At 39.9% G+C, this 21,335-nt stretch carries 23 protein-coding genes and 3 pseudogenes; 22 read left to right on the forward strand and 4 right to left on the reverse strand.

What is annotated here, in order from left to right; genetic code table 11:
- The first annotated feature begins 7 nt into the window (after positions 1-7).
- Complete coding sequence (locus DTOX_RS00665; protein ID WP_012813547.1) at positions 8-508, forward strand: hypothetical protein; 501 nt, start codon at positions 8-10, stop codon at positions 506-508.
- A gap of 683 nt (positions 509-1,191) precedes the next feature.
- Here DTOX_RS00665 and DTOX_RS00670 read toward each other — a convergent pair.
- On the reverse strand, positions 1,192-2,499 hold the full coding sequence (locus tag DTOX_RS00670) for an IS110 family RNA-guided transposase (RefSeq protein ID WP_012813548.1): 1,308 nt from the start codon (positions 2,497-2,499) through the stop codon (positions 1,192-1,194).
- Between the two features lie 222 nt (positions 2,500-2,721).
- Here DTOX_RS00670 and DTOX_RS00675 point away from each other — a divergent pair, with 222 nt between their 5' ends.
- Both DTOX_RS00675 and DTOX_RS00680 read left to right on the forward strand, forming a co-directional pair.
- Entirely contained in the window at positions 2,722-3,855 is a 1,134-nt protein-coding gene (locus tag DTOX_RS00675) for an IS630 family transposase (RefSeq protein ID WP_012813549.1), read from the forward strand.
- Positions 3,856-4,262: 407 nt separating this feature from the next.
- Positions 4,263-5,132, forward strand: coding sequence for a hypothetical protein (locus DTOX_RS00680; RefSeq protein WP_012813550.1), 870 nt, complete (start codon positions 4,263-4,265; stop codon positions 5,130-5,132).
- 285 nt (positions 5,133-5,417) lie between these two features.
- On the opposite strand, the gene DTOX_RS00685 is transcribed toward DTOX_RS00680, so the two are convergent.
- Both DTOX_RS00685 and DTOX_RS00690 read right to left on the reverse strand, forming a co-directional pair.
- Positions 5,418-5,606: a hypothetical protein gene (locus DTOX_RS00685; RefSeq protein WP_042315197.1), complete on the reverse strand. Its 189-nt coding sequence runs from the start codon at positions 5,604-5,606 to the stop codon at positions 5,418-5,420.
- Between the two features lie 144 nt (positions 5,607-5,750).
- A complete protein-coding gene (locus DTOX_RS00690) occupies positions 5,751-6,086 on the reverse strand; it encodes a hypothetical protein (protein ID WP_042315201.1) in 336 nt (111 codons plus the stop codon).
- A 139-nt stretch (positions 6,087-6,225) separates the two neighbouring features.
- Between DTOX_RS00690 and DTOX_RS00695 the strand changes: the two genes are divergently transcribed.
- The 6 genes and pseudogenes from DTOX_RS00695 to DTOX_RS00715 all read left to right on the forward strand — a co-directional run bounded on the left by DTOX_RS00695 (position 6,226) and on the right by DTOX_RS00715 (position 8,773).
- Positions 6,226-6,804, forward strand: coding sequence for a phage head spike fiber domain-containing protein (locus DTOX_RS00695; RefSeq protein WP_012813551.1), 579 nt, complete (start codon positions 6,226-6,228; stop codon positions 6,802-6,804).
- 16 nt (positions 6,805-6,820) lie between these two features.
- A complete protein-coding gene (locus DTOX_RS00700; protein ID WP_012813552.1) occupies positions 6,821-7,009 on the forward strand; it encodes a hypothetical protein in 189 nt (62 codons plus the stop codon).
- A 204-nt stretch (positions 7,010-7,213) separates the two neighbouring features.
- A complete protein-coding gene (locus DTOX_RS00705; protein WP_052292887.1) occupies positions 7,214-7,507 on the forward strand; it encodes a hypothetical protein in 294 nt (97 codons plus the stop codon).
- A gap of 128 nt (positions 7,508-7,635) precedes the next feature.
- Positions 7,636-7,746: pseudogene (locus DTOX_RS24635) on the forward strand (RHS repeat-associated core domain-containing protein); the annotation flags it as partial.
- Complete coding sequence (locus tag DTOX_RS24640; RefSeq protein ID WP_340140014.1) at positions 7,732-8,175, forward strand: DUF2380 domain-containing protein; 444 nt, start codon at positions 7,732-7,734, stop codon at positions 8,173-8,175. The pseudogene DTOX_RS24635 and the gene DTOX_RS24640, both read left to right, overlap by 15 nt.
- Positions 8,176-8,185: 10 nt before the next feature.
- A complete protein-coding gene (locus tag DTOX_RS00715; protein WP_012813554.1) occupies positions 8,186-8,773 on the forward strand; it encodes a hypothetical protein in 588 nt (195 codons plus the stop codon).
- 399 nt (positions 8,774-9,172) lie between these two features.
- Here the strand turns inward: DTOX_RS00715 and DTOX_RS00720 are convergent.
- A pseudogene (locus DTOX_RS00720) lies at positions 9,173-9,538 on the reverse strand (IS1634 family transposase); the annotation flags it as partial.
- Between DTOX_RS00720 and DTOX_RS21865 the strand changes: the two are divergent.
- The 13 genes and pseudogenes from DTOX_RS21865 (at position 9,496) to DTOX_RS22735 (ending at position 21,256) form a co-directional block, all read left to right on the forward strand.
- Positions 9,496-10,743 (forward strand): RHS repeat-associated core domain-containing protein, encoded by a 1,248-nt coding sequence (locus DTOX_RS21865; RefSeq protein WP_083773332.1) that lies wholly within the window; start codon positions 9,496-9,498, stop codon positions 10,741-10,743. The pseudogene DTOX_RS00720 and the gene DTOX_RS21865 sit on opposite strands and share 43 nt — an antisense overlap.
- A gap of 12 nt (positions 10,744-10,755) precedes the next feature.
- Positions 10,756-11,376, forward strand: coding sequence for an imm11 family protein (locus DTOX_RS23810; protein WP_012813555.1), 621 nt, complete (start codon positions 10,756-10,758; stop codon positions 11,374-11,376).
- Positions 11,377-12,154: 778 nt separating this feature from the next.
- Positions 12,155-12,385: pseudogene (locus tag DTOX_RS00740) on the forward strand (IS110 family RNA-guided transposase); the annotation flags it as partial.
- A gap of 366 nt (positions 12,386-12,751) precedes the next feature.
- A complete protein-coding gene (locus DTOX_RS00745) occupies positions 12,752-13,885 on the forward strand; it encodes an IS630 family transposase (RefSeq protein WP_012813557.1) in 1,134 nt (377 codons plus the stop codon).
- Between the two features lie 106 nt (positions 13,886-13,991).
- Entirely contained in the window at positions 13,992-14,174 is a 183-nt protein-coding gene (locus tag DTOX_RS23965) for a hypothetical protein (RefSeq protein ID WP_042315208.1), read from the forward strand.
- Between the two features lie 21 nt (positions 14,175-14,195).
- Positions 14,196-16,487: an RHS repeat-associated core domain-containing protein gene (locus tag DTOX_RS00755; RefSeq protein WP_242652591.1), complete on the forward strand. Its 2,292-nt coding sequence runs from the start codon at positions 14,196-14,198 to the stop codon at positions 16,485-16,487.
- Between the two features lie 68 nt (positions 16,488-16,555).
- Positions 16,556-17,083 (forward strand): IS630 family transposase, encoded by a 528-nt coding sequence (locus tag DTOX_RS24645; protein WP_042315212.1) that lies wholly within the window; start codon positions 16,556-16,558, stop codon positions 17,081-17,083.
- Positions 17,084-17,102: 19 nt separating this feature from the next.
- Positions 17,103-17,606, forward strand: a complete 504-nt coding sequence (locus tag DTOX_RS24650) for an IS630 family transposase (RefSeq protein WP_278184565.1) — start codon at positions 17,103-17,105, stop codon at positions 17,604-17,606.
- Positions 17,607-17,706: 100 nt separating this feature from the next.
- Positions 17,707-17,832, forward strand: a complete 126-nt coding sequence (locus DTOX_RS24655) for a hypothetical protein (protein WP_278184566.1) — start codon at positions 17,707-17,709, stop codon at positions 17,830-17,832.
- A 49-nt stretch (positions 17,833-17,881) separates the two neighbouring features.
- Positions 17,882-18,751: a hypothetical protein gene (locus DTOX_RS00770; RefSeq protein WP_012813561.1), complete on the forward strand. Its 870-nt coding sequence runs from the start codon at positions 17,882-17,884 to the stop codon at positions 18,749-18,751.
- A 396-nt stretch (positions 18,752-19,147) separates the two neighbouring features.
- A complete protein-coding gene (locus DTOX_RS00775) occupies positions 19,148-20,116 on the forward strand; it encodes a hypothetical protein (RefSeq protein WP_479690833.1) in 969 nt (322 codons plus the stop codon).
- A 12-nt stretch (positions 20,117-20,128) separates the two neighbouring features.
- Positions 20,129-20,632: a hypothetical protein gene (locus tag DTOX_RS00780; protein WP_012813563.1), complete on the forward strand. Its 504-nt coding sequence runs from the start codon at positions 20,129-20,131 to the stop codon at positions 20,630-20,632.
- 441 nt (positions 20,633-21,073) lie between these two features.
- On the forward strand, positions 21,074-21,256 hold the full coding sequence (locus tag DTOX_RS22735) for a hypothetical protein (RefSeq protein WP_157862815.1): 183 nt from the start codon (positions 21,074-21,076) through the stop codon (positions 21,254-21,256).
- Positions 21,257-21,335 lie beyond the last annotated feature (79 nt).

The following is a 21,335-nucleotide window of genomic DNA, read 5'->3' on the forward strand; positions in this document are numbered from 1 at the left end:
GTAAAATATGTCATATGATTTAAATATTTTAGTTCAGAATCAAGAAGAACCAAGTGTGCTGCCATTCCCATCATTGATACAGATGATGAATGAAAGAGATGATGAAATAGCGAGATATCACAGTATATGGAGATATATGACGCAATCTAAAGGCATCTGGTACTCATTGGTTAAAGAAAGAAATGGAATGGTTAATGCATTTCCGATTTGTGATTCTGATTTTGAAGCTGACGAAGGTAGCATAGAAATTCCATACTGGGTAGCTGATGACAGCATTAAATATAATTTAACTCCGCTAATTATATATGAAGAATACAGGACTGACTTTGAAAAGATAATTAAATTCTTAATTAAACAATCTCCAAATAGAACTGTTATGTTTCTTGCCCGGTATCAAGGTGGAGAACATGAAATAGTCTGCGGGATATTGAAATACAAAGAATTTATGAAGTTACTAAGTCAATCTAAAATACTTTTTAATATTTGTTATATTATTAGCAACTATTAACAACCTAATGTCCCCATTGTCAAAACCATAGGGGTCAGCAATGACCCCTATGAAATCTTTGAAAAATGAGGCAATTCACAAAGTATGACCCCGTTTGCAACCCCATTGCTGAAAATCCGACCACGATATTTATGTGCTTTCAGCCCGCATTGCGGGCTGATGTGAGCCGTGCCGGGGAAGCTATGCGACCCCGGCGCTTTAACCTGCACAGTTTTCGACCCCATGGTTCACTCGTAAATTACGGCGACATAGAACATTTTGCTCTACGTTTCGAAATACCCTTTCGCAGAAAGCCGCCAAATCCGGTTTCATTTTTGCCGAAGGGGCAAAAACACACCTTATGGCGGTAACTAAAACGCGACACAGGGGCACACGGTGTTAAGTATTTGAACTCTGGATAACGAGGGCATATATGAAACGCATTAATGAAACAACAAAGTGTTCAAAACCTTAATTCGAAAATCCGTGGGATTTGGGTACGGTACAACTTTTGGGTAATGGTATTTTGATATAAGTAACCCCCCCCCCGGGTTAAGTAAAAGGTTTCATAGTATCTCATTATTTTAGGGTCATAATTGTCAACACAATACCCGAGACACAACAAGTGCCCCCTTTTTGCTAGAAAAAAATGTAATTTTAATCATTGTTGGGTGCACTATGGACATCCCAATGTGGGGTATAATCTAAGCGCACTCACCTTCTGGCGGTTGAATTATATAACCCTTTTGGGTGAGATATTTAACTGCTTTGGACTCCTGATTATTTATATGTTTGCCAAGGTAATCTCTACCGAGTTCATTGTAGGGTACTCCTCTGCTTAACATATGGTAAACAATAACAAGAATCTCATGTGCAGTAGCTATAACAGCTTTTTTCTTACCCTGATTTTTAGTAATACGCCAGAACAAAGCATTTAAGCGACTGTCCCGTTGTCTTGAGGCGGCCCATGCACATTGACATAATATGCTTTTCAATGCTGTATTTCCCTGGGTTGTTCGACTGCTTTTTCTTTTACCGGCACTTTCATTATTTCCGGGACTTAAACCAGCCCATGAAGAAATATGTTTGTCAGAATGAAACACTGTCATATCAACGCCTATTTCTACTATGATAACAGCAGCAGTAGTGTCCTTGATGAGCGATAATGACTTAATAAGTTCGATTGCTTCCTGATAAATAACCAATTCTTGTTGAATCTTTACTTCAATGTTTGCAATAACCTTTTCTATGTACAGGATATGATCCCATGAATAAAGTAACATTTCACGATGATGCAAGCGTAAACGTCCGTTAAGTGCGTCTACGATTTCCGGTATCTTTTTGCGAAGTTTTCCTTTAATTAAAACATCCAAATCTGCCGGTTTGATAACCTGACCACATATTATTGCTTCTAACAGGTTCCGCCTAGAAACACCAAAAATATCTGATATATATGTTGTCAATTTAATGTTAGCATCTTGCAAAGTCTTGTGTATCCGGTTTTTTTCAGCAACAAGATCATTAAGTAGTTTTCTTTTGTAACGGGTTAAATCGCGTAAATCGCGAATTGGCAAGGGGGGGACAAAACTGCCTTCGATTAAACCATTGCGTAATAATTTAGCAATCCAACTGGCATCCTTAACATCGGTTTTACGTCCCGGAACATTTTTGATTGTCCGGGCATTTGCTAAAATAAGTGAAAAAGTGTTCTCTAAAACATTCCAAACAGGTTTCCAATAAACGGAGGTACTTTCCATGGCTACATGAGTTACATTATACGATAGTAGAAAATCAGCTAAATCTAATAATCCACTTGTCGTAGTTTTAAATGTTTCAACTACTTTTTTGGGGCGCTTATCAATAGAACCAAAAAGCACGCAGATAACGACTGTTTCCTGATGAACGTCTAAACCAGCACAGTTTTCATATAATGCATCATTATCAATTTCTATTGGCTCAACTAATTTCTTTGCCTTTTGTTTTTTAGGTTTCTGAGTTTTGCTTTCTGGCATGATATATCCCCATTTCACTTAAGATAAAGCAGTGGTACAGCAACCGATCAAAAGATAATTTAATTCACGTGCTCAAGGCACTATCAGTTGTGCTTCAAGTTGCTGCAACCAGTTTTTCTTTCAGGGTTAAACCACTAGTAGTGCGATTCCTAATTAATATTGCAATTAGGACCTATATAGTATAAGATTCTCCTAACAGATAAAACGTTAGGGGGAAATACTATGCCGTTTGAAAGTCGTCGACCTCAATTGCAATTAACTTCCGAAGAGGTAAATAATTTAGAAAAAATCATTCATTCCCGCACGGAAGGGATAAGCCGGGTAGAACGTGCCAAAATATTTCTTTTATACCATCAAGGAGAGACGGTTTCCTCAATTGCTCGAAAGTTGAAAACCAATCGCTCTAAGGTTGAGCGTCATATCAACAAAGCCTTGGAATTTGGTATTGAGATTGCCCTAAACGATCTTCCACGCCCCGGAAAACCAGAGACTATAACGGTAGAAGCTAAGACCTGGCTCATATCTCTTGCATGTCAGAAGCCCAAAGACTTAGGGTATAGCTACGAATTATGGACTACTGCATTATTATCAAAGCATGTAAGAGAACATTGTGAGGAACAAGGGCACCCATCTCTGAAAAATCTATCACGCGGTACCGTTTCAAAGATTCTTTCGGCAAATCAAGTTAAACCTCATAAAATCAAATATTACTTAGAACGAAGAGATCCGGAGTTCGAACAAAAAATGGCCAATGTGCTGTATGTTTACAAGGAAGTTGAAATTGTTTCTGAAAAAGCCAGCGGATCAATATATGCTTTTCTATCCTATGATGAAAAACCAGGAATACAGGCTATAGAAAATAAAGCACCAGACATACCACCTTCTCCTGGGAAATACCCCTGCATTGGTCGTGATTACGAATATGTTCGTCATGGTACTGTCAGCCTAATGGCTGGAATTGACTTGATAACTGGGCATATTATTGCTACTGTAGAGGATCGTCATCGTAGTAGTGAATTTGTTGAATTTTTGAAGCTTACCGACGAACATTATAAGGACAAGGAAAAAATCAAAATCATTCTGGATAACCATTCAGCCCATATTTCTAAAGAAACCAGGGTATATCTGAACACTGTTCCAAATCGATTTGAATTTGTATTTACCCCAAAACATGGCTCATGGCTAAATTTAATCGAGTCATTCTTTGGTAAAATGGCTCAATCAATGCTTCGAGCAATCCGAGTAAAATCCAAAGAAGAACTTAAAGAAAGAATATACACCTATATTAAGGAAATAAATGATTGTCCTACAGTTTACCGTTGGAAGTATAAAATGGATGAATTAACTATTATCTAAAACTAAAAGCTATTTACGTGATTATAATTAACTGATTAATATATTGATATGTTAATAAGGAATCATTGTACTAGTAAGTCTCCGAATTACTCCACTGCTTAACTTAAGTATCGTTTAGATGCTAATATTATGCAACATATATATCAGATTTTCATACTCTGTTGTGGGCCGAAGGCCCATGGGGGTTTTTCTTGAGAATCTTCGAGATACTCGCGGGAATTTATATAGAATGATTAATGGAAAGCTTATTCCGATCAATATCGAAGAAGCTTTGAAAGCACCACCTGCGATTTTTGTATTCCCACCTGGTTGGGAGAACTGGTTTCAAGAAGATTATGGAACTTAACTCGAAATATGTTTCAAGGGGTTTGATTTTTATATGAAAAATACAGATAGGGGGGATCATTATGAAAGGTAAAAAATCTGACGACGTTTATTTAACGATTTATGGTTATAAAACTTTTGGAGAAGAACATTTCGCAGAAGAGTTTTTTCAGATGCTCAATGATGCTAATCCAGCCTATCTTTCTCATAAAATTGGAATATATGAACCGATTAAAACCCCATTTTCCATGGAGGAAGCCAAAAAAATGTGGGTGGAATCGGAAAGGGTGGGGGAACTTTACGGCGGTATTATGTTGAAAGGTCAGAAAACACGTGGAGACATAAGCTGGAAAAATGATAATTCTAATATCGTTGGACTTGTAATGTCCAGGGAGTTCGTTATAAAAAATAACGGAACTAAAAAATTCATAGAGTTAGCAAAAAAACTGTTTCTTTGGTCAAATGGGGTTTATGGTTACGCCTGCCATATTTCAAACTTTATCTATAAGCCAGGACTTAGCCATGAAACATGCCTGGGCCATATAACTTGGATGACGCTATATGGGCCGCCCTATGTTGAGATGTTTGGGAAAGAGGTAATCCAAATCGCTCCCTGTAAGGTTGAGGAATTCGCTAGAGATCGATTCATACTTTTAACTTCAGATGAGCCCATGGAAATAAATCCGGAAATGTTGGAAATACAAGAAAGGATCAAAAAGCATCCGGGGGAAGATGCCTTTTGCCGCAAAGAACCTTTCCGTACAGAGCCATTGACAATGGAAGATCTTATTGCCGGAAGGGACAGTCCTAGCACCGAAGGATACCGCTCCCCTGATTTATCGTCATATATCACAGATTCGGGGAAGAAAGACGAAGACGATGGGCTGGTCGTGAAAATCAACGATGATGGAACAATGATGACATATAAGGTAAAACCGGAGCAGAAAAAATAAAAAATTGGAATTGTTACAAGTAACAAAAAGACTAATTTGGAAAGTTACGGGCCGCCTACCGGCGTATCAGTGGCAATGGGGCTTACTACCGTGTCGACTATTACAATGCTTCTAACAACCGTTGCTGGTTGGGTATAACTTCGCGGTGTTACTTTGCAAGCTGGTGTGGGAGGTTATGGTTATTTAAATGGCGTAAATAAGGGTAATGTGGCAGCAAGTTACCTGCCCCTCAATTACGGAGCCCGTAGCCTATATTGGTTCCTGGATATCGTATTGTCAACTTAATCAATTAATTGATAATCTGCGTATTTCTAATCGTTTACGCACCGCAATGCGGAGATCCAGGAGCATTTTTCGAGCCAGTTCCAGCTTGGTTTGCTTGATATCCTGATTTTCGGTTTTAGGCCAAAATCGCCAAAAGAGTGGGTACTCCAGGCCATTTTTCAAAACGGTATAGGTGGAAATTAAATTCATACACCAGACATGATTTCGGGTAGAACTATCAAACAGCTAGCACAAAAAGGGTAGTTTTTTCCCAAACGGGTGAGCCACTTTGGTATCATCCAAAGCAATTACATCCCCAGCCGATAACTGGGATTCCGAGTGTTCCTGAAGCCTTTATACACGACCAACTGCAAACTGGAGCCATTCAAAGGATTTCGAGAAAAAACTACTGAAAGCGGATTGACTGATGGATTCCCCTTTCAACAAAACCTTCAAAATGGGAGAATCCGAAGCAAAATCTGCATTCTGATTTACTGAGGTCTTTTGAGCAATCATGCCACAAATATAGGCGAGAGCCATCAACCAGCCAGAAACACCGGAATGCTTGGCAATTCCTGTCTGCAAAAAGAGCAATGAGAGGTCAAATTTCTTCCAAAGACTTTTTAATAATGGAATACCTCCACCAGGACCATGTTGTTTGTTTTCGAAGATCGGTTTTTGTAGGTTCATTTTTAATATCACCCGTATTGATAATGTAATGGTTAAAAATACCATTCACTTCGATTATTGGGTGATTTTGAAAATGTCAAGAGTTTTTGAGTGTTTTCTAGAAATATTTTTACACTAATTTACTGCAAGTGCATAACTCATGATTGTTAATGGAACTACTTATACAGAAAGCTTTTACTTTCACCATGATGGAACAATAACAGGGCTATACATTACTTTTTTCACTAACAATGGACATCACTTAGTACCTGCGACAATAGAAGATTTAGGCGGTGGTCTAAAGCGTGCTAGCGCTACCTACACGACAGTGATGAATGATAATTGTATTCGCGCTGTCGATATCTTTCAGCCTTCCGGCACATGGACATATATTGAAATTGCTCGGGCACAATTAGAGGCAAAAGCTTATGCTACTTCATATCAAATTAATGGGGCTTCTCACGCCGCTGAAGATTTTAATATTCCCACAGTGGGAATATTAAACAAAGATAAAGGCGCAATTGAGATACGTTTTAATCCTTTAACAATTAATAATTGGAACAGCTATTTTTATATGGATATAAGTACCGGACGGTTTCTATTGTTTTTTGACAATACAGGAAGAGTTTTATGGGATTATGGTGCCGTCAATGACAGTATCTCCTCAGTCGCCGGTATAGCGGTTGCTCATCAGCCAATTTATATTTGTATGTCATGCTTTGGATTGGTTTTGGGCTAAAAAAAGTTCAAATGATATGTATGATAAGCAAAGAAAAGGAACTCCTGGTAACAATCAAGCTCAGAATAAACAGGCAAGAGATGCTGCTAAAAAATACAAATTAAATAAAGATCAACAAAGAACCCTGTATGACAGAATATCCGGTGAGAACTATACCTATAAAGAAATTGAAAATATTGCTCGAGATATTTCAGAAGGGAATTGAGATTTTGGATAACAATATAAAAGCAAGAATAGAAAAAGAATTAAGTGTGCTTCTGGGACAACCATTAATTGAGCGGGAAACCTTTTATGGCTAAGTTTTGGCAAAAAAGTAGTTTCACTAGACAGAAATGGTTATAAAAGGCTCAAAGGCAAATATGCATTGAACATTCAATGTACTTGGAGATTAGCTACAGAAAGCAGTATAATGGTAGCTTCAGGAGATTTTTACTTAACGAGAACTGGCATAAGTGACGATGATGATTTTGTATGGGATAAATTAGGGGAAAATAGGTTTGATGAGAAAGTAAATGAGTTCAAAAAAAGACTTAAGACAAACATCATAGTGACCGAAATATCGGCTGATATATTTGGTGGGTTGAAAATGTGTCTTGATTCGGGAATTAGTCTTGAATTATTCCCGGATGATTCCATGGAAGATGAATTCTGGAGGTTTATTGTTTTTGAAGGTAAGAACAAACACTTTGTGGTTTTTGAATAATATCCATTTTAAAAAGGCGGTTCGGAAATTTCCGAACCGCCTTTTTGTCTATTTCTAGAAACACCTTCTCCAAAAGGGACTCTGGAGATCAATACCGAATATTACTTCATTAGGGATATTACAGCCCAGCGTTGGGGAGGTTTTTGACGAGGGACTTGCATAGTTTTATAAATCATGCTGATCCCCAGACACTTAATTTATATGCTTATTGTGGGAATAATCCTGTGAGCACTGTTGACCCAACGGGTCATTGGGATGAAGAACCCTGTTATGAATATGTTGTTGGCCCAGATTATTTAGAAAATACCACAACAGCTAGGATTATTAATAGTAACGTATTCCAGAATATATTAATGGGAATTAGTGTAGGTGATGGATTAAGAGCTCTTAAGTTTTTTAAGGGTGCGGGTAGGACTGGAATTATTGAACAACACCATTTGTTACCACAGCAGTTTAAGAAACAATTTGAAAAAGCCGGACTGGATATAGAAAAATACAAGATACCTTTGGATAAAGCTGATCATAGACTTAAGCCCGATGGTTTGCATACAGGTACAAATAATTGGAATAAGCAATGGGATGATTTCTTTAAACAATATCCAGAAGCAAGACAAGACCAAATTCTTAATCAATTAGATAAAATGATGAAAGCTTCTGGCTTAAAATAGGAGGGATAATATGTTCTACGAATTAGAAAAGGACGATAAATATCCTAGCGTTTGGTATAGTGACAGCGATGATTTCGATCCCTTTATTTCAATCAAATGCCCAAAATATCCTGGACATCAAAGAGGAGTACGAGATATAAATGTTAATCTTTGGATTGACATAAAGAAGCCTAAAATGGGGGATTTTGTTTCAACGGTATATAGTGATTGGCTAATAACTGACCATGTTGCTGAAATTTTCAAGGCAAATAATTTAACCGGGTATAGGTTGCAGCCTGTTAAGGTATGCAATAAAAAACTTGACTTTAACCTATGGGAGCTTATTATAACAGGCAGCGCTGGAAAAGCACATCCTGATTCCGGTATATATGTTAAAGAACATTGTGAATACTGCGGTAGTATGATATATTCGCCAATAAAAAAAGGTATAGGTATTATTGTCGACGAAGCGCGTTGGGACGGAAGTGATTTCTTCACAATTACTGAGTATTATAAGTATGTTTTTATTACAGAAAAAGTAAAAAAAATAATTGAAGAAAATAATCTAAGGGGGGTTAGGTTGGTATGGCCCTCTGAGCTTGGATTTGATGAGTCATAGGGCCAGGAATGACCCCGCTATGCTCCTTGACAAATGCAGAGTGCACCTTTCAGACAGCTTATAAAGCGCGAGTTTTGGTTGAAATAGCGTAATCACAGCACCTAACAGGTGTACCTTGCCCAGTTTACAGCCACCTAAGAAAATCTATAATCGGTTGCTCAAAGTCGCTAAGCGGTTGGCATTGCCGGCCTCTGTGAACCGGCGGGTGCGCCACAAGGTGCACCCGCCTTTAACCTGAACGGTTTTCGACCCCATGGTTACCCTGCTATTGAGGGAATAAAGTCATATTTAGAGTCTGTGCTCCTAACTTTATCATTTAGCCTGGCGTGAACCCGCATGAAACCTAGACACATAAAAATAAAAGTGGTCATTTTGCCACTACAGAAGATTTTTCTAATTTTACAACAGTACCGACTCATCTGCAGGTATTACATTTTTAGGAGAAATAATTCGTAATGCCCGTAAAATTTTGTTGCTCAAGTCCGTTCCCTTAGTTTTCACGAAAAACATCTTCTGTTCAATCTCAATCTCTGCAAAGGCCAGTGAATTAAGGGCTTCTTGGATTTGATCGGGAGAAACCGCCTCTTTAGCATTTTTAAGCTTTAACTCAAGCGTTCTTTCCAGAAGGAAAGCGAGAAAGCAAATAACAAAGTGCCCTTTGATTCTAGGCTCAGTCCAGTGAAAAACCGGTCTGACCTCCAGGGTGCTTTTCATAATACGAAATGATTCTTCTATTTTCCATAAAATATGATACGCATCTAACACATCTTGCACATCCAACTCTTTTTCACAGCGGAGTCCAACAAAATTACACATATGATGCTGCCGGCAACCTTACGACCAAAGGAAACAGGACATTTGCCTACAACAACATCAACGAGATCACGAGTCCGGGCTTCACCTACGATCAAAACGGCAACATGACCGGCGACGGCAGCTTCAATTATACCTACAACGCCTTGAATCAGCTCGTCCGGGTCAATAAGGTATCCGACGGAAGCCTTGTGGCCACCTATACCTACAACCACGACGGTACCAGGAGAAATAAAGTCACCGCTCAAGGAACAACCAACTACAACTGGGATGCCTCCGGGAACTTAATCAGGGAAATCGGCCCCAATGGTACCTATTGTTACTACTATGTGTCGGGCAAACTAATCGCCTTCGAGAATAACCATCAGTTGTATATAGTGCATGATAACCTGCGGGGCGATGTCATCAGCTTATCAACGACGGATGACTACGGAAACACAGATCAGGAAAACAGGTATGACTACGACCCATGGGGCAGTCCTATCTGTGAGGATGAATCGGTAAAGTTACCCTTCCGCTATGCCGGTTATTACTATGATACTGAGACGGGATTGTATTATCTGAAGAGCAGGTACTATAGCCCGGCGTTGGGGAGGTTTTTGACGAGGGACCCGCATAGTTTTATAAATCATGCTGACCCACAGACGCTTAATTTATATGCTTATTGTGGGAATAATCCTGTGAATTATGTGGACCCAGATGGTAATACGATAGATGATATTAAATCTGGTTTAAGGAATGCAGGTAATGCTGTTTATAATGAAGCCCGAACTTGGGCAGATGCTTGGCTAGATTGTCCTTTTACTGGAGGGGCAGTATTTACAGGTGGAATTGGAATAATTAAAGGAATTAAGGGCGCGGGGAAGGCAACAGGACAGATGCACCACATACTTTCTAATAAGACAATGAAAGCATTAAATGAACATCCTACTCTAAAAGGTGTATTTAAAAGAGAAGATGCTGCATTTAAGTATCGTGCTCAAAATGCTGACGCTCATAAAGGATATCAGCAATGGCACAGAGATGTTGACAATGAAACTGTGAAGTGGCTTCAAGACAATCCAGCGGCCACGTCAGGACAATTTAAACAATTTTTGAATGACCTTTATCAACAGCCAAATATAAGCTCTAAAATTCCGGGCGTTAACATTAAGTAGGAGGTTCTATCTATGAATTTTTATGTAGTTAACATGCATCTTTTTGATGACAAAAAATACGCTTATGGAGAGCAAGTTGATCAAAAAACAGGTGATTACGAAAAATGTAAAATATGTGGTTCACCGATTAGCATGAGGAAATGGCTGCCTCCACTAAAAGCAAAGCTATCTAAACCGTCTTATGGGGATTTCGTATTTGGCACATTTACAACGTTTCTTGTAACGGAGCGTTTTAAGAAAGAATATGAAGCAACTGGACTTACGGGAATAGTATCTTTTGAACCTGTAGAAATAGTTAAAGTAAGTAGAAAACGTGATTCGTCTCCTGAAACTCCCAGTTATTATTATGTCTCGATTGCTCGAAGTAAAGCAGTAATAGATGAAAAAAAATCAAAAATCAGAAGAGACGGAGAAATCAGTTGTAATCATTGTAGAACAGGAGGAATAATTAAATCGCTAAAAGGCATTTTCTTTGAAGATAACACTTGGAGTGGTGAAGATATATTCTTTCCAGTAGGTCTGCCCGGCACAATTGTGGTATCTGAGAGATTTGCTGATTTTGCAAGAGACTATGGTTTTTCAAATATTAACTTTATTCCTGCGGAAGAATATATTCCACCTTGGGTTAAATAACATAGGAGTTATCAATGACCCCGCTATGTTCCTTGACAAATGTAGATTTCCAGAGTTTATGACCCCGATGGCGACCCCAAGGCCGTAAATTCGACCCCGATGGAAATTGCCCACCGACCCGCATTGCGGGGCGGTGTGATCCGGAGCGGGGAAGCTCAGTGACTCCGCTCCTTTAACCTGCACAGTTTTCGACCCCATGGTTCACCTTGTGATTGAGGTGACGAAACACATTTTGGGGCTGTATTTTGAAGGGAAAGGTTCTTTCGCAGAAAGCCGCCAAATCCGGATTCATTTTTTCTGAAGTGGAAACAACCTTATGGCGGTAACTAAAACGCGACACAGCGGCACACGGTGGCTCACAGCATTAAGTATTTGAACGCTGGCGAGTATATTTATGAAAATGTAACGAGCAGCTTCTGTGAATTGCCAATAATGAACATGTAAACTGGCTTGTAAATCCATGGTTCATGATGAACCATGGATTTACAAGAAATCTGTCCTATGGTAAAATTTGCGCCAGAGGGGGGTATAAGGGGGGACGAAAATCCTCCGCTTTTTCTTTTCTGCATTTGATGATTTTCACTTTACCGCAGAAATGACTTGCAATAGTTTTCAAACAGAGTTAACATCACACACCAAAGCAAATAACCTGTTTGAAACTGTGAGTCTTGCGGTAGATAGGCTGTCGCGCCCTTGCCCGTTCTAAGAACGAAGGCTATCATCTGAGGTTGCCGGTACTCGGGCTTTATGTGGATGGCAGGACAAAAGAAGGGATGATATGCAGAGAAGAGAAAATTACCTCTATGTTGGTAGGGACTTACATAAGGACACCCATACCGCAGTTCTGGTGAATTGCTGGAATGAAAAACTAGATGCAATTGTCATCGAAAACAAGCCCAGCGAGTTTAGCAAGCTGGCAAAGAAGGTTGATAAAGCAGCATTAAGACTGAATTTATCGCCGATTTATGGCCTGGAAAATGCCTACGGCTACGGAAGAAGCCTTGCGGTATTACGGGAGTATTTGAAGAAGTAGTCAATGTAGGAGGAACTAATATAACGTAACTTTAACTTAGACACACTGACATTAAGAGCAGAAGTTCAGCTTAACAACGTCACAGGCGGCATCATCTCTGATGGCGAAACACCGTTCGGAGAAAATAGCAGTAGCGGCTTAAAAACTGGTCTTCTTTTCCATGACGATTACGGCAACTACGCATATGTATACGCTATATGTACCGGTTCCGGGAGAACCACGATTACCCTGCCGACCACAGTACCGTTTCTCCCTAGTAGAGCAATTCTTAATTATCATTGAACCACAAATCGGCATGGTATATAATTTCCTATAATACATAACAGGTGGGGAGACCAAACTATGCCATTCATAAGTCAAAGAGCAAAATTAGATTTGACAACAGAAGAAATAAATAGATTAGAAAAAATTATACATTCAAGAACAGAAAGTGTGAGTCATATTGAACGGGCTAAAATGTTTCTCTTGTATCATCAAGGAGAAACAATAGCTTCAATTGGTAGAATATTAGAGACTAACCGTGCAAAAGTAGAACGACATATAGATAAAATTTTACAATTTGGCTTAGATATAGCACTCAATGATCTTCCTCGTTCAGGCAGGCCGGATACAATAACCAAAGAAGATAAAGCGTGGCTTGTTTCTCTTGCTTGCCAAAAACCTAAGGAATTTGGATATAGCTATGAATTATGGACAACAGATTTATTAGCCAAACATGCACGAAATCATTGTGTAGAAAATGGCCATCCAACCCTGCAAAATCTAGCAAAAGGTACAGTATCAAAAATACTTTCAGCAAACAATGTTAAGCCACATAAAATTAAATATTACTTGGAAAAAAGGGATCCAGAATTTGAACAAAAAATGGCTAACGTGTTATATGTCTATAAAGAAGTTGAAATGGTATCAAAAAATGATGAACAATCAATGTATGCTTATATATCATATGATGAAAAACCCGGTATTCAAGCTATAGAAAATATTGCTCCGGATCTTCCTCCTTCTCCTGGAACGTATTCATGTCTTGCTCGTGATTATGAATATGTTCGCCATGGTACACTTAGTCTCATGGCCGGTATTGATTTGGTAACAGGTCATATCTTAGCTCAAGTAGAAGACCGCCATCGTAGTATTGAGTTTGTAGAGTTTCTAAAAATGATAAGTGAGTACTACAAAGATATAGAGAAAATAGTAATTATATTGGACAACCACTCCGCTCATATTTCAAAAGAAACAAGGGCTTATCTTAGTACTGTCCCAAATCGTTTTGAATTTGTTTTTACACCAAAACATGGATCCTGGTTAAACTTAATTGAATCATTTTTTGGCAAAATGGCTAAATCAATGCTGAGGGCTATTAGGGTAAAAACTAAAGAAGAATTAAAAGATAGAATTTACAAATATATAAAAGAAATTAATGATTGTCCTACTGTTTACCGCTGGAAGTACAAAATGGATGATATTGAAATAATTTAAATTATTGGTAGAAATTATATTATTAAACTGGCTTATTGATATGTTAATTAGGAATCGTTCTACTAGCCCACCTTACCACGGCGTTTTATATCATGTGCAGGTCTTCATGGGATTGAACAATTCAAGCGGTACCGCCTGGTTTGACGGAGTGCAGCTCCTGTGCAAGGGCAGTTGCAGTCAAGATCATATCATAACTCAATTCAACTCCGTGGAAAACAGCAGTTTTGAAGACACCTTGGACTACTGGACTCCCGGAGGTGCCGCTACTGTTAACAGCAGCCTTTCCTGAGGAGGTTCCTACTCATTGAAAATGACTGCGGCGGGAACCACCTATCAGGACGTTCCCACCTACGCAGGGGAGCCGCTAACCTTATCCGGCATGATTAATACCAGCGGTGTCAGCGGCAGTGGTGCCTGCTATCGGATCGACTACTATGACGCCTCGAACAACCTGATCTCCGGGACTTCCGTACAAACCGCCTGTATCAGCGGAACTCAGGGCTGGACAAGAATGGCAAGTATGGCCAACGCTCCTGCAAATGCCAATTACGCCCGGCTCCAATGCATACTAAACGGCAGCGGTACAGCCTATTTCGACGACGTGAAATTGACACCTATAAACAGCATGCAATATACTTACGATAAGACCAGCGACTATACCAATCCCGGCAGCTATACCGGAGGAAACTACATGACCCTCTCGGAAGATGCCCTGGGTATTCAAAATGCTTACGCATACGATGCAAACGTCGGCAACATGATAGGACATGCCGATCCTCTAAATCATATTACCTGGTTTAACTATGACACCCTGAACCGTCTCATCAGAGTAACAGATCCTTTAAATCGCAAAGCCTATTACCAGTACGATCCCGTAAGCAACCTGATTTATACACGAGATCCCAGAAGCGCGTCATCATCGGACAACACCTACAGCACATTCTACGGGCCAAACAACCTGAACCGGCTTTCTGCCCTGACCGATTCACAGAACCGGAGCGCCACCTATACCTATGACAGATCCGGCAACCTGACGGGAATTGCCCTGCCCAACGGCCAAAGCGAAAGCCTGGAATATGATAACGCCAACCGCCTGAGCAAAATTACACTAAGTGATGGCAAATACTATAACTATTACTATGACGGAGCCGGAGAACTGATCAGCGTTACAGATCAAAACGGAGCCGGTTGCTCCTGGAACTACGACGGAGCACACAGAGTAACCGGTACAACAGATCCCTTAGGCTATCAGCTTAACTACTCCCTGGATAAAAGCGGCAATCTTACACTCCAATCCGGCATCAACTACAGTTGCCGCTACAACTATGACAATGGCAATAAAATGTACAAAGTATCCCTGCCCGGTGCAATAATCTACTATGGCCGAGATGACCAAGGGCGTGTTTTTAACGTTGAGTACAACCCGTCCTACATTGTTAATCACCAACCGCATTACGCCACCAGCCAAAGAATAATCAACTATCTGGTCAACGGTTGGTGCAGCAGTATTCAGGATCAGTACTTTCCCTATCGATCCGGTTACTCCTACGGTTACTATGCTGACGGTACTATCTCCGGCTACAGCTCGTGGAACGGCACACACAGTTTCAGCTATGATGTTGACGGTAGGCTTGCCTCCTGGACACACGGAGGAATTCAACAGAATTACACATATGATGCCGCCGGCAACCTCACGACCAAAGGAAACAGGACATTTGCCTACAACAACATCAACGAGATCACGAGTCCGGGCTTCACCTACGATCAAAACGGCAACATGACCGGCGACGGCAGCTTCAATTATACCTACAACGCCTTGAATCAGCTCGTCCGGGTCAATAAGGTATCCGACGGAAGCCTTGTGGCCACCTATACCTACAACCACGACGGTACCAGGAGAAATAAAGTCACCGCTCAAGGAACAACCAACTACAACTGGGATGCCTCCGGGAACTTAATCAGGGAAATCGGCCCCAATGGTACCTATTGTTACTACTATCCCTTGGGTAAACTAATCGCCTTCAAGAATAACCAGCAGTTGTATATAGTGCACGATAACCTGCGGGGTGATGTCATCAGCTTATCAATGACGGATGACTACGGAAACACAGATCAGGAAAACATGTATGACTACGACCCATGGGGCACTCCTATCTGCGAGGATGAATCGGTAAAGTCACCCTTCCGCTACGCCGGTTATTACTATGATACTGAGACGGGATTGTATTATTTAAAGAGCAGGTATTACAGCCCGGCGTTGGGGAGGTTTTTGACGAGGGACGATCATAGTTATATAAAGGATAAAGACCCACAAACGATGAACCTTTATAGTTATGCTGGTAACAATCCTGTAAGTAACGTAGATCCGACAGGGGAGATTCCTGTTTACGCAACCTGGAAAGCATTTGAAGACAAACTTGGGGAATTACTTAATACTAGCAAAAATTGGTCAAAAGGATATGGAAACAGAATTGTTGATTACATCACAAAGACAGGAGAAGCTTGGGAAGCCAAATCGGGTGAGTATATATCGAATAGCCCACAGTTAAGAGATTTTATGAGACAATTTGGAGATAAGTTTAGATTATATAGAAACGATTAATAAAGTAATGGTAATTTTTACTCCTATCCTGTAAAATAGAATCAAGTGTGGGGAGGGGTATTATTACCATGAGGAAATTGCATTTAAACAATCCACAAAATTTAACCATTGAGGATTTGAATAAGATAAAAAGAGAAACACCATATAAACTAAGATGCAGAGTTCAAGCTGTTATTCTTGTCATGAAAGGGAGACAAGCAAAGCAGATTGCCGAATATCTTGATATAAGTGAACAAACCATAAGAAAATACGTTGCTTACTTTAATGAAGGTGGAGTTGAAAAACTGCTTCATGTATCAAAAAAACCGGGAAGACCGCCAAGGCTAACCAATGAACAAAAAGAAGAGGTCAAAGAGGTACTGAAACAATCACCATCAGAGGTTGGTTTTAGTACCCATACTACTTGGAATTGTAAAACCCTCGCTGCTTACATTCATGATACATACGGCGTTAAATATACATCAGATGGTGTTTGGCGCATGCTTCTTAAGATGGATTTTCGTTATAATCGTCCCACTTATGTATTAGCCAAAGCTGATCCGGAAAAACAAAAAGCTTTTCAAGATGAGCTGGAAGAGTTAAAAAAATCTCACTGAATGTGAAATACTCCTATATGTGGATGCATCTCACATTAGGGATTATCAAGGTTTACAACGAGCATGGTTCCCAAAAGGTGAGCAAAAAAAGATTAAGACCTATGGACACCATGCAAAAGTTACATTATACGGTGCTTTAAACTACTATACGGGTAAAGTTTTTTGTGTAAATTATGACAAAATCGATGCAGAAAAATTCAAAGATTTTCTTAAAAAATTGGTATCACATTTTTTAAAAGATGACATTTCTAAAATTTACATTGTTCTTGATAATGCAAGAGTTCATCATGCAAAATTACTTAAAGACTTTTTAGACGAGCATAAGGATCATCTGTTTTTGAAGTTTCTTCCACCCTACTCACCCAATCTGAATTGCATAGAAGAGTTATGGAAATGGTTAAAAAATACAGCTATTTATAATCGCTTTCATAAAAATGCTTCAGAAATTCAAAAATCTGTTGACTCGTTTTTAGAGGAAATCAAATGCTGTTCGGAAGATGTGAAAAAGAGACTTTGCGTTTAATTTATAACGATATTTATTATTTCGGTTCTATATAGTTATTAATGAAACAACAGAGTGTTCAAAACCCCTTCTTAAAAATCTTAAAAATACCGGTGGGAAATTGTATAGAATGGTTAATGGCAAGCTTATTCCGATTAATATTGATGAAGCTTTGAAAGCACCACCTTCGATTTTTGTATTCCCACCCGGTTGGAATAACTGGTTTCAAGAAGACTATGGAACCTAACTCGAAATATGTTTTAATGGGTTCGATTAAAACAGATAGGGGGACCATTATGAAAGGTAAAAAATCTGACGACGTTTATTTAACAATTTACGGGTATAAAACTTTTGGAGAAGAACATTTTGCAGAGGAGTTTTTTCAGATGCTCCAGGATGCTAATCCAGCTTATCTTCCTCATAAAATTGGAATGTATGAACCTATTAAAACCCCATTTTCCATGGAAGTAGCCAAAAAAATGTGGGTAGATTCAGAAAAGGCGGGAAAATTTTACGGAGGCATTATGTTGAAAGGTCGAAAAACCTATGGAGATATAAGTTGGAAAAATGATAATTCTAATATCATTGGACTTGACATGTCCAGGGAACTCGTTATAAAAAATAACGGAACTAAAAAATTCATAGAGTTAGCCAAAAAGCTCTTTCTCTGGTCAAATGGAGTTTATGGTTACGCCTGCCATATTTCAAACTTAATCTATACACCAGGACTTAGCCATAAAACATGTTTGGGTCATATAACCTGGATGACGCTATATGGGCCTCCCTATGTTGAGATGTTTGGGAAAGAGGTGATCCAAACCGCTCCCTGTAAGGTGGAGGAATTCGCTAGAGATCGATTCATACTTTTAACTTCAGATGAGCCCATGGAAATAAATTCGGAAATGTTGGAAATACAAGAAAGGGTCAAAAAGCATCTGGGGGAAGATGCCTTTTGCCGCAAAGAACCTTTCCGCACAGAACCATTGACGATGGAAGATCTTATTGCCGGAAGGGACAGTCCTAGCACCGAAGGATACCGCTCCCCTGATTTATCGTCGTATATCACAGATTCGGGGAAGAAAGGCGAAGACGAGGGGTTGGTCGTGAAAATTAACGATGATGGAACAATGATGACATATAAGGTAAAACCGGAGCAGAAAAAATAAAAAATTGGAATTGTTACAAGTAACAAAAAGACTACTTTGGAAAGTTCCGAGCCGCCTACCAGTGGTATCAGTGGAAATGGGGCTTACTACCATGTCGACTATTACGATGCTTCTAACAACCGTTGCTGGTTGGGTATAACTTCGCGGTGTTACTTTGCAAGCCGGTGTGGGAGGTTATGGCTATTTTAATGGCGTAAATAAGGGCAATGTGGCAGCAAGTTACCTGCTAACCTCAATTAGGAAGCCCGTAGCCTATATTGGTTCCTGGATATAGTATTGTCAACTTAATCAATTAATTTATAATCTGCGTATTTCTAATCGTTTACGCACCACAACACCTACAGCACCTACTACGGGCCGAACAACCTGAACCAGCTTTTTGTCCTGACCGACCCGTTGAGTCAGAGCGCGGCCTATACCTATGACAGGTCCGGCAACCTGATGGGAGTTGCCCTGCCCAACGGCCAGAGTGAGAGCCTGACCTACAACAATGCCAACCGTCTAACCAGGGTGACCTTGAGTAACGGCACATGCTATAATTATTCATACGATGGTGCGGGCGATCTAACCGGCGTCACCGAGCAGAACGGCGACGGCTACTCCTGGAACTACGACAGCGCACACAGAGTGACAGGCACGACTGATCCTTTCGGCTACCAACTTACGTACATCTGGGACAAGAGCGGCAACTTTAGAAGTAAGAACGGTTGCACTTACTATTACGATGGCAGCAACAATATGTACGAAGCAAAACTGCCCAATGCCTTTATCTACTATGGCCGAGACGACGAAGGGCGTGTCTTCAACATCGAGTACAACCCGGTCTACACTCTGAATGGCCAGGTGCATTACGCCACCAGCCAAAGAATAATGAACTATCTGCCCAACGGCTGGTGCAACAGCATCCTGGATCAGTACTTCCCCTATGCATCCGGCTATTCATATGGCTACAATGCAGACGGCACCATCTCCGGTTACAACTCATGGAATGGCACGCACAGTTTCAGCTATGACGCCGACGGCAGGCTTACCTCATGGACATACAACGGTGTTCAACAGAATTACACATATGATGCCGCCGGCAACCTCCTGACCAAAGGGGACATGGAATTCACCTATAACAGAAGCAACGAAATTACGAATCCCGGTTTCACCTACGATCGGAACGGCAACATGACCGGCGACGGAAGCTTCAATTACACCTATAACGCCCTGAACCAGCTCGTCCAGGTCAACAAGGTATCCAACGGCAGCCTGGTGGCCACCTATACCTACAACCACGACGGTAGCAGGAGGAGCAAGACCACCTCTCAGGGAACAACCAACTACAACTGGGATGTCTTCGGTAACTGTGACTTTGTCTGAGGGGGATTTGCTGTGAAGGAATATTTTCCATTCATATTCATAATTCATAGTATAAAATATTATTGTATTTGGTATTCCAATGAAAGAGACGGTTTCATAACGGAATCAAATAAGATAAGATATTTTGATAATATGGAGAATCTTTTTACTTATGCAACCAGCAATAATATAAAGATTGAAGAAAGAAAAACCATTTTATCAATTGATAAAGCCTTAACATGGTTACAACAGAATAAAAAAGAGATAGATTGCACATATTTCCTTGATTATTGGAATATTATTTCTGATTTAGCGAATTCGTTAGACACTAAATTCTATGGGAATCAAGACAATAACATAATTAATTTAATTTATGACAAGTTATTTTATGGAAATAATTTAACAGCTTTAAAACATGATGGGGAAACGTTTACACCTGATTGGACAGCAGAAGAAGTTAATGAATTAATTGAAGTTATTAAGGATGGCATACGCGTAGTAGGTTTCCAATTCGAGGCAATGTCTGTTAATTTGTGAATATCTCTTGAAAGGGTCAGTGATGCAACTTGCTACTGCTAGCTTTTCGTAAAATTAGACGGTAGGGAAAAGCGGAAAACTAATCCAGCCTCAGGGCAGTCACCACAGCCGCTAAGCCCTACTATCTGGACGGAATCAAATGAGGCTATATTGTGGTAATGGGCTTCTGTTTAAAATTTTTTGAAAAATTTTTGATTAAAAAGTAAAAACCAGAGTGAAATCACCCTGGCTTTTACTTTTTAGGCTCTGCAATAAAACCTAGATTCCTGCATATACATAACGAGGAATCGCTTAACCGGTTCATTTACAAGGCTTTTGGCAAATATTAAGTTCTTGAAGGACTCGTTATGTGTGCAAATACCTAACGAGGTGACTATGCAGTTAAATTAAGAGTTTAAGGCTATATCGTTATGTGTTACCGGGAATCCAGGTTTTAGGGCGTTGCAGGACCATCCGGTTTCTGAAGATTCCCTGAACTCCTTGAACAATCAGGAACTGCACCAACAGCTATTCCCAGAGGAATCACAGGTGCCTGTTCTTGTCACTCCTGCATACGATTATGTCCACAAGGAACTTTTGAAAAGCGATGTGACACTAAAGCTCTTATGGGAAGAATACGGTTGATACCTGCCGCCGTTCGGAGAACAACAATACCCTTGATTATTGGTGTTAAACCAGGAAATACCCACAACAAAATATCATA

Origin of the sequence: Desulfofarcimen acetoxidans DSM 771, from assembly GCF_000024205.1 — a bacterium.
Classification (GTDB): domain Bacteria; phylum Bacillota; class Desulfotomaculia; order Desulfotomaculales; family Desulfofarciminaceae; genus Desulfofarcimen; species Desulfofarcimen acetoxidans.

Bases quoted from the DNA above. Each gene is read 5' to 3' on its own strand.
- DTOX_RS00665 (WP_012813547.1), top strand. From the start codon at position 8: ATGTCATATGATTTAAATATTTTAGTTCAGAATCAAGAAGAACCAAGT.
- DTOX_RS00670 (WP_012813548.1), bottom strand. From the start codon at position 2,499: ATGCCAGAAAGCAAAACTCAGAAACCTAAAAAACAAAAGGCAAAGAAA.
- DTOX_RS00675 (WP_012813549.1), top strand. From the start codon at position 2,722: ATGCCGTTTGAAAGTCGTCGACCTCAATTGCAATTAACTTCCGAAGAG.
- DTOX_RS00680 (WP_012813550.1), top strand. From the start codon at position 4,263: ATGAAAGGTAAAAAATCTGACGACGTTTATTTAACGATTTATGGTTAT.
- DTOX_RS00685 (WP_042315197.1), bottom strand. From the start codon at position 5,606: ATGAATTTAATTTCCACCTATACCGTTTTGAAAAATGGCCTGGAGTAC.
- DTOX_RS00690 (WP_042315201.1), bottom strand. From the start codon at position 6,086: ATGAACCTACAAAAACCGATCTTCGAAAACAAACAACATGGTCCTGGT.
- DTOX_RS00695 (WP_012813551.1), top strand. From the start codon at position 6,226: ATGATTGTTAATGGAACTACTTATACAGAAAGCTTTTACTTTCACCAT.
- DTOX_RS00700 (WP_012813552.1), top strand. From the start codon at position 6,821: ATGTATGATAAGCAAAGAAAAGGAACTCCTGGTAACAATCAAGCTCAG.
- DTOX_RS00705 (WP_052292887.1), top strand. From the start codon at position 7,214: ATGGTAGCTTCAGGAGATTTTTACTTAACGAGAACTGGCATAAGTGAC.
- DTOX_RS00715 (WP_012813554.1), top strand. From the start codon at position 8,186: ATGTTCTACGAATTAGAAAAGGACGATAAATATCCTAGCGTTTGGTAT.
- DTOX_RS21865 (WP_083773332.1), top strand. From the start codon at position 9,496: ATGATTCTTCTATTTTCCATAAAATATGATACGCATCTAACACATCTT.
- DTOX_RS23810 (WP_012813555.1), top strand. From the start codon at position 10,756: ATGAATTTTTATGTAGTTAACATGCATCTTTTTGATGACAAAAAATAC.
- DTOX_RS00745 (WP_012813557.1), top strand. From the start codon at position 12,752: ATGCCATTCATAAGTCAAAGAGCAAAATTAGATTTGACAACAGAAGAA.
- DTOX_RS23965 (WP_042315208.1), top strand. From the start codon at position 13,992: ATGGGATTGAACAATTCAAGCGGTACCGCCTGGTTTGACGGAGTGCAG.
- DTOX_RS00755 (WP_242652591.1), top strand. From the start codon at position 14,196: ATGACTGCGGCGGGAACCACCTATCAGGACGTTCCCACCTACGCAGGG.
- DTOX_RS24645 (WP_042315212.1), top strand. From the start codon at position 16,556: ATGAGGAAATTGCATTTAAACAATCCACAAAATTTAACCATTGAGGAT.
- DTOX_RS00770 (WP_012813561.1), top strand. From the start codon at position 17,882: ATGAAAGGTAAAAAATCTGACGACGTTTATTTAACAATTTACGGGTAT.